At 64.2% G+C, this 11,351-nt stretch carries 13 protein-coding genes; 6 read left to right on the forward strand and 7 right to left on the reverse strand.

Going from position 1 to position 11,351, the window contains the following annotated elements; genetic code table 11:
* Positions 1-29: 29 nt before the first annotated feature.
* From GGD66_RS07235 to GGD66_RS07245, 3 genes are all read right to left on the reverse strand, one after another.
* Positions 30-413 (reverse strand): type II toxin-antitoxin system HigA family antitoxin, encoded by a 384-nt coding sequence (locus tag GGD66_RS07235; protein WP_246788784.1) that lies wholly within the window; start codon positions 411-413, stop codon positions 30-32.
* Positions 413-709 carry a type II toxin-antitoxin system HigB family toxin gene (locus GGD66_RS07240; RefSeq protein ID WP_183257607.1) on the reverse strand — a complete coding sequence of 99 codons (297 nt, stop codon included), beginning with the start codon at positions 707-709 and terminating at the stop codon, positions 413-415. Before GGD66_RS07240 ends, GGD66_RS07235 begins: the two co-directional genes overlap by 1 nt.
* Positions 710-886: 177 nt before the next feature.
* A complete protein-coding gene (locus GGD66_RS07245) occupies positions 887-1,924 on the reverse strand; it encodes a glycosyltransferase family 4 protein (RefSeq protein WP_183257231.1) in 1,038 nt (345 codons plus the stop codon).
* A gap of 126 nt (positions 1,925-2,050) precedes the next feature.
* Between GGD66_RS07245 and galE the strand changes: the two genes are divergently transcribed.
* From galE to GGD66_RS07260, 3 genes are all read left to right on the forward strand, one after another.
* Positions 2,051-3,064: a UDP-glucose 4-epimerase GalE gene (gene galE, locus GGD66_RS07250; RefSeq protein WP_091959059.1), complete on the forward strand. Its 1,014-nt coding sequence runs from the start codon at positions 2,051-2,053 to the stop codon at positions 3,062-3,064.
* A 118-nt stretch (positions 3,065-3,182) separates the two neighbouring features.
* Positions 3,183-4,985 carry an ABC transporter ATP-binding protein gene (locus GGD66_RS07255; protein ID WP_183257232.1) on the forward strand — a complete coding sequence of 601 codons (1,803 nt, stop codon included), beginning with the start codon at positions 3,183-3,185 and terminating at the stop codon, positions 4,983-4,985.
* Positions 4,986-5,019: 34 nt separating this feature from the next.
* Positions 5,020-5,721 carry a fumarylacetoacetate hydrolase family protein gene (locus GGD66_RS07260; RefSeq protein ID WP_018317396.1) on the forward strand — a complete coding sequence of 234 codons (702 nt, stop codon included), beginning with the start codon at positions 5,020-5,022 and terminating at the stop codon, positions 5,719-5,721.
* A gap of 75 nt (positions 5,722-5,796) precedes the next feature.
* Here GGD66_RS07260 and GGD66_RS07265 read toward each other — a convergent pair whose 3' ends face one another.
* From GGD66_RS07265 to GGD66_RS07280, 4 genes are all read right to left on the reverse strand, one after another.
* Positions 5,797-6,255 (reverse strand): nuclear transport factor 2 family protein, encoded by a 459-nt coding sequence (locus GGD66_RS07265; protein WP_183257233.1) that lies wholly within the window; start codon positions 6,253-6,255, stop codon positions 5,797-5,799.
* Positions 6,256-6,582: 327 nt separating this feature from the next.
* Positions 6,583-7,512 carry an aspartyl/asparaginyl beta-hydroxylase domain-containing protein gene (locus GGD66_RS07270; RefSeq protein WP_183257234.1) on the reverse strand — a complete coding sequence of 310 codons (930 nt, stop codon included), beginning with the start codon at positions 7,510-7,512 and terminating at the stop codon, positions 6,583-6,585.
* A 128-nt stretch (positions 7,513-7,640) separates the two neighbouring features.
* Positions 7,641-7,796, reverse strand: a complete 156-nt coding sequence (locus GGD66_RS07275; protein ID WP_018317399.1) for a hypothetical protein — start codon at positions 7,794-7,796, stop codon at positions 7,641-7,643.
* A 146-nt stretch (positions 7,797-7,942) separates the two neighbouring features.
* Complete coding sequence (locus tag GGD66_RS07280) at positions 7,943-8,866, reverse strand: LysR family transcriptional regulator (protein WP_183257235.1); 924 nt, start codon at positions 8,864-8,866, stop codon at positions 7,943-7,945.
* 214 nt (positions 8,867-9,080) lie between these two features.
* Between GGD66_RS07280 and GGD66_RS07285 the strand changes: the two genes are divergently transcribed.
* The 3 genes from GGD66_RS07285 to GGD66_RS07295 are packed head-to-tail and all read left to right on the forward strand — an operon-like array spanning position 9,081 to position 11,333.
* Complete coding sequence (locus GGD66_RS07285; RefSeq protein WP_183257236.1) at positions 9,081-9,791, forward strand: SDR family NAD(P)-dependent oxidoreductase; 711 nt, start codon at positions 9,081-9,083, stop codon at positions 9,789-9,791.
* Between the two features lie 19 nt (positions 9,792-9,810).
* Complete coding sequence (locus GGD66_RS07290; RefSeq protein WP_183257237.1) at positions 9,811-10,047, forward strand: 4-oxalocrotonate tautomerase family protein; 237 nt, start codon at positions 9,811-9,813, stop codon at positions 10,045-10,047.
* A gap of 32 nt (positions 10,048-10,079) precedes the next feature.
* Complete coding sequence (locus GGD66_RS07295; protein WP_183257238.1) at positions 10,080-11,333, forward strand: YbfB/YjiJ family MFS transporter; 1,254 nt, start codon at positions 10,080-10,082, stop codon at positions 11,331-11,333.
* Positions 11,334-11,351 lie beyond the last annotated feature (18 nt).

An 11,351-nucleotide genomic window follows, 5' to 3' on the forward strand; every position in this document is an offset into this window, starting at 1 on the left:
CGTGGCGCCCGCGGAAGCCGGGCATGAGATCAAGCATGCGCGCGCGTCAGTTCGTAGGGAGCTGTGAGAGCATCAATTGGAATGCTCCATTCCCTGCTGATGATGCGGATCATGTCCAGCGTCAGCGGACGGACACGATTCAAGATCTCGGACGCTCTGTTGCGACCAATCAGACCCGCCAACTCTGACTGCGACCGTCCCATGGACTCGATCGCGAAATGGAGAACGTCGACTGGATCGCCGCGCGAGGTCGCGAAGTGATTGTCTTCGTATTCCTTGATGAGTGAAGACAAAACTTCGAAGCGATCACCATCGGGCGTGCCAGGCGCCGGCTCGGCCTGGAAATAACGAGATACTTCGCCGATAGCCCAATCGTAATCCTGTTCATTGCGAAGAGGCCTTACGTCCATCATCACACGGTCTCCGCGTCTATTCCGTCATATTCTTTGTGCGTGCCGACGAACTTGATGAGAGCAGTTTTGAATGTGTAGGAGAAATGAACCACAAGGCGATACTTGTTGCCGCCGATGTCGAAGATCGCTCTGTTATCGCCAACGAAGTCCACGTTGTTTCCGAACGCCTTCTTCAAGTCAGCCGGACCGCTCCAATCGCCTTTGGACACGATCTCATACCAAGTCCCCAAAGGGGTCCGCGCCTTGGGGTATCGCTCCCAGAAGACCTTCAGTGCCCTTCTTGCGATAACGTTCATTGCCATAGCACGTTCCCGAAATGGGATCAATCGAAAATTCCCATTACGGGAACAAAGTCGACTTCCGCTAAATCGGCAGCCGGACGAACCCATCGCCAAGCCATTGATTCCGCTCATCCCGGCTACTGTGCATGGGGTTGTTTTCGCGTTTTTTGCTTTCGGCCCTCGCGGCGTGGCTCAGAGCAGCGGCCGATAGACCTCGCCGATCCGGGCCGCTTCCGCATCGAGGCTGAATTTTTCGAGCACCCGCGCTCGGCCCCTCTCGCCCATCGCCGTCGCGACATCGACATCGCGCATCAGTGGCTCCAGCGCGGCGACCAACGCATCGGCATCGCCGGTCGGGATCAGCACGCCGCTCACGCCGTCCTCGACCACCAGCTCGGCCGCGCCGGCGCGTGCGGCGACGAGCGCGCTGCCGGCCGCCATCGCCTCGATCAGCGTCAGTCCAAAACCCTCGTTGCGCGAGGTGAAGGCGTAGATCGTCAGCCGCTGGTACCAGCGCTGCACCGCTTCGATCGGCAGCTCGCCGGTGATGACGATGCGCGATTGCAGGCCAGCCGCTTCGATCTGCTTTTTCAGCTCGTTCGCAAAGGCCATCTGCTCGGCCGTGACCTGACCAACGATCACGGCGGCGAAATCGGGATAGCGCGGCAACAGGCGGCACATCGCGTCGACGAACACGTCGGTGCCCTTCTGCGCGCGCACGCGTCCAAAGCAGCCGATGGCGTAACGGCCGGGCAGCGCGGCCTCCGTGAACGCAACAGCGCGGTCGGTCGGCGGCGCATAGATGTCGGTATCGACGCCATGCGGGATCACGGTCGCCTGCACTTTCAGGAACGAGGCCGAGAGATCCGATGTCGCGATGATCGCGTCCATGCGCCGGATCAGCCAGCGCGTGATCCAGCTGTGGTGCCGCTGCGCCGCCGAGGTGAACACGAGTTTCAACGGCCAGCCGAGCGCGCGTAGCGCAACGCCCGCGATCATCTCGTTGTTGCGCCGCGCATGCCAGATCAGCGGCGCCTTGCGGCGCCATAGCTTGAGGAAATCGGCAACGCTCAGCCGCGCAATCCCAGCCGGCGCGTGCGAGCCGAACCAGGCGGCGCGGTACAGTTTCGCCAGCCGCGGCGCCACCATCCGGTTGGTCGCGGTGACCCCGGAATAGCGCCTGTGCAGATTTGGCACGATCACTTCGAGATCGCCGGGGGAATTGGCCACGTCATGCTCCGTTTCGCAAAGTCCCTATACGCAACATTAAGCATAGTGACCAGTTCAGCCGCGCCGATACCCCCTCTTCACCACGCAAGCGCTAACTTTGCGCGTTGATCGAAGACGGGTGAGATCATGACTGTGCTAGTCACCGGCGGCGCCGGCTATATCGGAAGTCACACGGTCCTCGCGCTGGCGGAAGCCGGCGAGGACGTCGTCGTGATCGACGATCTCTCGACCGGTTTCTCCGCCTATCTGCCCGAGGGCGTGCCGCTGTTCATCGGCGATGCCGGCGACGAGAACCTGCTCGAAGGCGTGATCGCGCAGCACAACATCGAGAGCATCATCCATTTCGCGGGCTCCGTCGTCGTGCCGGATTCGATGCGCGATCCGCTCGGCTACTACCGCAACAATTTCACGACCGCGCGCAACCTGCTCAATGTCGCCGTCAAGCGCGGCATCGGCCGCTTCATCTTCTCCTCGACCGCCGCCGTCTACGGCAATCCGGACCAGGTGCCGGTGCCCGAGCACGCGCCGACGCGGCCGTTGTCGCCCTATGGCTCGTCGAAGCTGATGACCGAGATCATGCTGCACGACGTCGCCGCCGCCTACGGCATGCAGTACGTCACCCTGCGCTATTTCAACGTCGCCGGCGCCGATCCGCAGGCGCGCATCGGGCTTGCCACCGTCGGCGCCACGCATCTGCTCAAGATCGCGGTCGAGGCCGCGACCGGCCAGCGCGCCAAGATCGACGTGTTCGGCACCGACTATCCGACCCCCGACGGCAGCTGCATCCGCGACTTCATCCATGTCACGGACCTCTCGCAGGCGCATCGTTCGGCGCTGGCCTATTTGCGCAACGGCGGCGCCTCGACGACGCTCAATTGCGGCTATGGCCGCGGCTATTCGGTGCTGGAAACCATCGACGCCGTGCGCCGGGTGTCGGGCCGCAGCTTCGCCGTGCAATACGCCCCGCGCCGGCCGGGCGACATCATGACCATGGTCGCCGACACCAGCCGCATCCGCGGCCTGCTGGACTGGAAGCCGCAATACGAGGACCTCGAGACCATCGCGGCCCACGCTTTGGCTTGGGAGGACAAGCTGTTCCATGAGCGCCATGGCGAGCTCCGCCACGCCGCCTCGGCCTAGATTCCATCTGAGCGCAAGCCCTTAATTGGGCTTGAAAAACCCCGCTTGAGCGGGCACAGAGGCCCTTCGATCCCTGACGTGCGGGCAGGCTTTGTCCTGCGCCGTCAATGGACACCGGATGGCCCAGTTTCCAAAGAAAATCACCGACGATCCCTATGCGGCAGCGGTCCTGATTCGCCGCCTGGTCACGGAACAGGGGGTCGTCTATTGGCGGCGCTACCTCGTCGCCTTCGCGCTGATGGCGGTCGCCGCGGGCGCAACGGCAGGCGCGACCTATGTGCTCGGCCAGGTCATCAACCAGGCCTATGTCGACAAGAACATCCCGGGCATCGCGATGTTTTCCGGGATCACGGTGATCCTGCTCTTCATCAAGGGCGTGGCGACCTACGGCCACATGGTGATCCTGACCAAGATCAGCAACGCCATCCTCGCCACCAACCAGCGCCAGCTGTTCGCAAAACTGATGCGCGAAAGCGTCGGCTTCTTCTCCGAGCGGCATTCGTCTGAATTCCTGGCGCGGCTGACGGCCGGCGCCAAGTCGATCACCGACGTGCTCAACATGCTGGTCAACGCTGTCGGGCGCGACCTGTTGATGCTGCTCGCCATGATCGGCGTGATGGTGTGGCAGGATCCGGTGATGTCGTTTATCGGCCTTGTCGTGGTGCCGCCGGCGATGCTGGTGCTGCGCAAGCTGGTCAAGCGGATCAAGGGCCTCGCCTACAACCAGTTCACCGGCACCGCCGACATCATGGAGACCATGCAGGAATCGCTGCAAGGCATCCGCACGGTGAAGGCTTTCACGCTCGAAGACACCATGCAGAGCCGCATCGACGAGAACATCGCCATCGTCGAGCGCAACGCCAACAAGATGGCGCGCGTCGCCAACCGCTCCAACCCGCTGATGGAAATGCTCGGCGGCTTCGCGGTCGCCGGCTGCCTGCTCTATGGCGGCTACAGCGTGGTCGCGCTCAATGCCACGCCCGGCGCGTTCTTCTCCTTCATGACCGCGTTCCTGATGGCGACCGAGCCGGCCAAGCGGCTGGCGCGGCTCAACATCGATTTGAACAGCCAGCTCGTCGGCGCGCGCATGCTGCTCGAAGTGGTCGACAGCCCGGCGAGCGAGCACTCCGACGACGACAAGCCGGCGCTGAAGCTCTCCGACGCCCGGATCGAGCTGCGCGACGTCAGCTTCTCCTATCGCGCCAATGAGACTGTGCTCAACCGGATGAGCTTTACCGCCGAGCCCGGCAAGGTCACCGCGCTGGTCGGGCCCTCCGGCGGCGGCAAATCGACCGTGCTGGCGCTGCTGCTCCGCTTCTATGAAGTGACGCAAGGCGACATCGTGATCGACGGCCAGTCGATCGGCGCAGTCTCTCGCAAGTCGCTGCGGGCGCAGACCGCCTATGTCGGGCAGGACGTCTATCTGTTCCGCGACACCATCCGCAACAACATCGCCTTCGGCCGGCCAGGCGCGAGCGAGCCCGAGATCACCGAGGCGGCGAAAGCGGCTTGCGCGCATGATTTCATCATGGGCTTCCCGCTTGGCTACGACACACCGGTCGGCGAGCACGGCACGCAGCTTTCAGGCGGCCAGCGTCAGCGCATCGCCGTGGCGCGCGCGCTGATCAAGAACGCACCGATCATCCTGTTGGACGAAGCCACCGCTGCGCTCGATTCCGAATCCGAGCGGCAGGTGCAGGAGGCGATCGAGCATCTCTGCCAGAACCGCACCACCATCGTGATCGCGCATCGCCTGCACACCATCATGCATGCCGACGCGATCCTGGTGATCGAGGGCGGCGAGATCGTCGAGCAGGGCCGGCATGACGAGCTGCTCCGCCGCGGCGGCCGCTATGCCTCGTTCTTCCGCCTGCAACACTACGATGCCGGCGCTCTGGCGCCGATCAGCGCAACCGCATAGAGTTCCACTTCACCTCAAGAGCAGCGAGACCCGCATGAACGCCGCCTCCTACGTCATCCCGCTTCCGCCCCAGGCTTCGCTTCCCGTCGTCGGCGAAAGCGGCCGCTATCCGGTGCGCCGCATCTGGTGCGTCGGCCGCAACTATCTCGAGCACATCCGCGAGATGGGCAATGACGAGCGCGCCCCGCCGTTCTTCTTCGCCAAGCACGCCGACATGCTGGTGCCTGATGGCGCCACCATTCCCTATCCGCCGCTGACCAAGGATTTGCATCACGAAGTCGAGCTGATCGTCGCGATGAAGAGCGGCGGCCTGAACATTCCTGCCGACAAGGCGCTGGATCACGTCTATGGCTATGCCGTCGGCATCGATCTCACCCGCCGCGACCTCCAGATCGCCTCGCGCAAGAAGGAGCGTCCCTGGGAGATCGGCAAGTCGTTCGACGGCTCCGCGCCGTCCTCCGCGATTCAGCCGGCCTCCAAGATCGGCCATCCCGCCAAGGGCAAGATCTGGCTCACGGTCAACGGCAAGGAAGCCCAGAAGGGCGACCTGACCGAGCTGATCTGGAACGTGCCCGAGATCATCTGGCAGCTCTCCCAGCAGGTGAAGCTCGCCGCCGGCGACATCATCATGACGGGCACCCCCGCCGGCGTCTCCCAGCTCCAACCCGGCGACAAGCTCGAATGCGGCGTCGACGGCGTCGGCACGCTGAAGGTGAGCATCGGCCAGCCTGAATAGGCCGCACGACATCCGGAAATCGAAAGGCCCCGGACGTGTCCGGGGCCTTTTGCATTTCGAGCGGACGGGGTGGATCTACCAGGCCTTCACCGGCCGATTGGCGTGGCTCACCTGCGGCACACCGCGATTGAGCGACATGTGCGAATGCACGCACAGCCAGCCATCGGCATTCTTCGCAAAGATCATGGTCGCACGGCCCGGGCGCGCAAACGCGCTGCCATCGGGATGATAGCCCGTGCTTGTCCATGGCGCGATCACCGTCGCCATCGTGCCGTCGCGGGATGCCAGGACAGAGGTCTGATCGAGCACAAAACGGAAGTCCGTCGTCTTCGGCCAGACGTTGTCCCATTGCGTCGAGACCCACTGATCGACGCCGGGGATGACGTCGTTATGCGTGCCGAAGGCAAGCACGTCCGGATGGAAGAGCGGCCGCGCCGAGGCGTAGTCGACCTCGCGGACGTAGCCCGCGAAGGTTTCCAGCCACGCCAGGAAGAATTGCTTCGTCTCGCTGTCGGCGGTCGGCAAGAGGGCCATCACCTGCTCCATCTTCGGCTACGTGATCACGGCAAGCCTTGTTGCCATGGGACAGACCTTCCAGCAAGATATGGACTTACCTGTCGACCGCGGCCTTGCTCAATCAGAGCCAAATGCAAAGATACGCAGAACTGCGAGGCTACCAGCGCCCTGATAGCTCCGCAGGGCACGAACACCATCACTAGACACGCGCGGGATCACCGCAGAAATCGCAGGGCGGGTTAGCGCAGCGTAATCCGCCAACGCATCGTGCCACACAGGAATCGTCAATCGCCGATACGCCGAAGGGTGGATTACGCTTCGCTGATCCACCCTACGCATTCGTACTTAGCGCAGCGCCGACAACACGATCAGGCCGAGGATCAGCGCGGTCAGCGAGTATTTCAGCGCATAATAGACGTTGCGATTCCACGCCTTGACCTTGCGGCTGGCGAGGTGGATCTCGTAGAGCTTGCCGAACACCTTGTTGAGCACGCCGACATTCTCGCCGTCGACGTTCTGGGTCGCCGACGCCTTGACGATGTGATGGCTGACCCAGCTGTTGATCGCGGTCATGAAGCCGAATTTCATCGGGCGCTCAACGTCGCAGAACAGGATGATGCGGTTGACGTCGGTCGCATTCTCGGCGCTGTGGATGAAGGTCTCGTCGAACATGAAGGCCTCGCCGTCGCGCCAGACGCATTCGACGCCGTCGACCAGGATGCGGCACTTGCTCGAGTTCGGCGTGACGAGCCCGAGGTGGTAGCGCAGCGAGCCCGCGAACGGATCGCGATGCGCCCCTAACTTGCCGCCCGGCGGCAGCATCGCGAACATCGCGCCGTGCACGCTCGGGATCGCGTTGAGCAGCTCCACCGTCTTCGGGCACAGCGTGCGCGCCGAAGGCAGGAAGTCGTCATACCATTTCAGGTAAAACCGCTTCCAGCCGCTCTTGAAGAACGAGTAGAAGCCCCAGTCGTTGTTCTTCGCGGCGGCACGGATGAATCCTTCGTCGAACAGGCGAACCGCCTCGTCGCGGATCATCTCCCAATTCTCGCTGAGCGGCTTCAACTCCGGAAATTGCTCGACCGGGATCACCGGCTTGTTCGGCACCGCCGAGCCCGCATACATCAGCACATTGTAGGGCGCGAGATAGGTCGAGTGATCGCCGAGCTGGCGCGCAAAGCGCAATCGCTGCTTGCCGCGGAAGTGAACGTAAATCGTCGAGGCCGCAAGCACATAAAGGATGACAAGTTGCGGTGCAAAAAGCTGTTTCAGCATATCCCCGTTCCCCAGAGACTTAGCTGAGGACGTCATCTACCTTGAGCCGGGCCGAGCGGCAATATATTCACCGCTGCGCTGCGGTCACACTGGCGAGAGCGCAGGGATGGCCCGCCGAAACCAGCCGGCTACGCCCGCGACAGTGCCTGCAGACCCTTGAAGGTCAGGCGTTTGGGGTCGGTCACCCCGGCGAGATAGAGCTGGCGGATAAAGGCTACGACAGCGCTGCGGTCGCAATCGGTCAGCGCGACAACGGCATCGACCGCGATCTTCTGGGCTTCCATTAGGCTCACCTCGGCCTTGCGAGTAACCCCGGCCGAGACAGGCTAGGAGTCCGCGGTTAATCCGGCGTTAACCGTTCGGGGCAGCGTCGCCGATTCCTCCTCGCGGCCGAATACGTAAAACGACGCATTGCCGGGCGCGCGGTAACTCAGTGCGCACTCACGCTCTTCTTCAGCCGCGCAAAGTGCTTCTTCAGCCGCGGCACGGCAAAATCGGTAAAGGCCCGCACCTTCGGCACGGAGAGCCGACCCTGCGGGCAGATCAGGTGCGCCGGCATCTCCGGATCCTTCTCGCCGGCCAGCACGATCTCGAGCTCGCCGCGCGCAACCTGCTCGGCCACCTGGTACGAATACATCCGCGCGACGCCGCGGCCGGCAACGGCGGAGGCTACGGCCGCGTAGGTGCTGTTGACGATAAGACGCGGCGTGAACTGCACCGTACGCGGCACCGACCCACCGGCCTGCGGCGCGAAGGTCCAGGAATTGGGCAGATGGGCCATCGCCACGATCTGATGCTTGGCAAGATCGCCGGGCTCGGTGATGCGGGGATGCTGCTTCAGATAGCGCGGGGCCGCGACGACCACGCGGCTGATCTCGCCGACCCGCATCGCCACCATTGCCGAGTCCGCGAGAGGGCCGATGCGAAGCGCGATGTCGATGCCCTCCTCGATCAGATTGACCGCGCGATCGAACAGCAACAGCTTGGCCGACACCGTTGGACAGGCGTCGAGAAATGCATCCAGAATCGGCCGCAACACTATCTCGCCCGACACCACGGGAGCGGTGATCGTGAGCAGGCCGCGCGGCGCCGACCGCGGTCCGGCCGCGATGTCGTCGGCCTCCTCCAACTCGGTGAGCACGCGACGGCAGATCGCGACATAGCGCTCGCCTTCCTCGCTGAGCTTGATCGAGCGCGTCGTCCGGTGCAGCAGCTCCGCGCCGACCCGTTCCTCGAGAAAGGCGATGGCGCGGCTCACCGCCGCCGGCGAGCGGCCGAGCTTGCGGCCGGCGGCAGCCAGGCTGCCCTCGTCCACCGCAAGGACGAAAACTTTCATCGCATCCAGACGATCCATGCCTTCCCGTCGCCCCCTTGGATTCCGGCCGCAGGCTAGGCGTTCCCCTCCGCGGCGACAACCGTCGCCAGGCGCCGACCCGGCATTCGTACGCGCCGCGAAAGAGTGTCTGACGGACGGCGGGCATTCGCGGCCGGGCTGCCACAGCGTACCTCAGGACCCAAGCCAGCCGAGTGCTGACGCAGGTTCTCAAGGCCAACAACAGGAGCCCGTCATGGGTATCGAGCAGAAAGTCGCTATCATCACCGGTGCTTCGCAGGGCATCGGCGCCGCCCTGGTCCAGGGTTTTCGCAATCGCAACTACCGCGTCGTCGCAACCGCACGCTCCATTAAGCCGTCGGGTGACGACGACGTCCTCGCCGTGGCGGGCGACATCGCCGAGCGGAGCACCGCCGAGCGTGTGGTTTCGCAGGCCGTCGCCCGCTTCGGACGCGTCGACACGCTGGTCAACAATGCCGGCATCTTCGTCGCAAAGCCGTTCACGCAGTACACGGCCGAGGATTACGCGGCGGTGATGGGCACCAACGTCGCGGGCTTCTTCCACATCACGCAGCTCGCCATCGCCGAGATGGAGAAGCAGGGTTCGGGCCATGTCGTTCAGATCACGACCACGCTGACCGATCAGGCCAATTCGAACGTTCCCTCGGTGCTGGCCTCGCTGAGCAAGGGCGGCCTGAACGCCGCGACCAAGTCGCTTGCGATCGAATACGCCAAGCGCGGCATTCGCGTAAACGCGGTCTCGCCGGGGATCATCAAGTCGCCGATGCATCCGGTCGCGACGCATGCCCAGCTCAACGCGCTCCACCCGGTCGGTCACATGGGCGAGATGTCCGACATCGTCGAAGCCGTCCTTTATCTCGAGGGCGCCTCCTTCGTCACCGGCGAGATCCTGCATGTCGACGGCGGCCAGAGCGCCGGCCACTGAGCGTGAGAGGAGAGCCACGATGCCCATCGTCACCATCCAAGTGACCCGCGAAGGAACGACGCCGGGGGCGCCGTCGCTCACCGCGGAGGAGAAGGCCGCGCTGATCAAGGGATCGAGCCAGCTGCTGCTCGACGTGCTCGGCAAGCCGCTCGATTCGACATTCGTCGTGATCGAGGAAGTCGACACCGACAATTGGGGCTGGGGCGGCCTGCCCGTGCCGGAGTTCCGGCGCCGTCGCGCCGCCCAGACAGGATGATCCGCGCGCGATCGTGTGCGCAGGAGGATGACATGACCAGCGCAGATCTGAAACCACTCGTCGAGGCTCAGCCGCATCCGACGGCGGCATCGGCTTCACGAGAGGCTTCGTCAAAGCAACGTTCTTCGCAACAGACCTGGCGATATGCGGTGGCGGGATTGTCCGCCTCACTCGTCGGACTTGGCCTCGCCCGCTTTTCCTACACGCCGCTGATCCCCGCCCTGATCGCTGCAAACTGGTTCAGCGCATCGGAAGTCGTCTATCTCGGTGCTGCGAACCTCGCCGGTTATCTCGCCGGCGCGCTCACCGCACGGCGTGCCGCCAGTCGGATCGGCGCGGTTCGCGCGCTGCGGGCGATGATGCTGCTTGCGACTCTCTCCTTCTTCGCCAGCTCATCGCCGGTGTCGTTCACCTGGTTCTTCGCCTGGCGCTTCCTCTCCGGCCTCACGGGCGGAATCATCATGGTGCTGGCGGCCTCCGTCATTCTGCCGCACACCTCGGCCGCAAGGCGCGGCATCGTCGGCGGCGTGATCTTCGCCGGCGTCGGCCTCGGCGTCGCCGCATCGGGCACGCTGGTGCCGCTGCTGCTGCAACAGGGCTTGCAGCAGAGCTGGTATGGGCTCGGCGTGCTCTCCGCCCTGCTCACCCTCGCAAGCTGGTGGAACTGGCCTGCCGAAGCGAACAGCGACACTGCGCCTTCTCAAACCAAGCACCAAACCTCGCCCATCGCCCGCGCGCTGATGATCCAGTACGGCCTCAACGCGGTGGCATTGGTGCCGCACATGGTCTTCATCGTCGATTTCGTGGCGCGCGGCCTCGGCCAGGGCATTGCCGCCGGATCGCGCTATTGGGTGCTGTACGGCCTCGGCGCCATCGTCGGTCCGCTCGTCACCGGCCATCTCGGTGACCGCGCCGGGTTCGGTCCGGCGCTGCGGGCGGCCTTTCTGATCGAGGCGGCCGCCGTGCTGCTGCCGACCGTCAGCACCGCGCCTCTTTCGCTGATCGTATCGAGCATCGTGATCGGCGGCTTCACGCCCGGCATCGTGCCGCTGGTGCTCGGGCGCATCCATGAACTCGTTCCGTACTCTGCCGAGCAGCAGCGCGCGACCTGGAGCCATGCCACTACCAGCTTTGCACTGTTCCAGGCCGCGGCCGCTTACGGCTTCTCCTGGATCTACGCGCAGACCGGCGGCGATTATCAGGTGCTGTTCGCACTCGGCGGCGGCGCGGTGGTGCTGGCGCTCGCGGTCGACCTTGCAATGGCGCTTGCCAGGCGCAAGGCGTAACGACCGGCGGCGGCGCGA

The sequence above is a fragment of the Bradyrhizobium sp. CIR48 genome, from assembly GCF_014198315.1.
Taxonomy (GTDB): domain Bacteria; phylum Pseudomonadota; class Alphaproteobacteria; order Rhizobiales; family Xanthobacteraceae; genus Bradyrhizobium.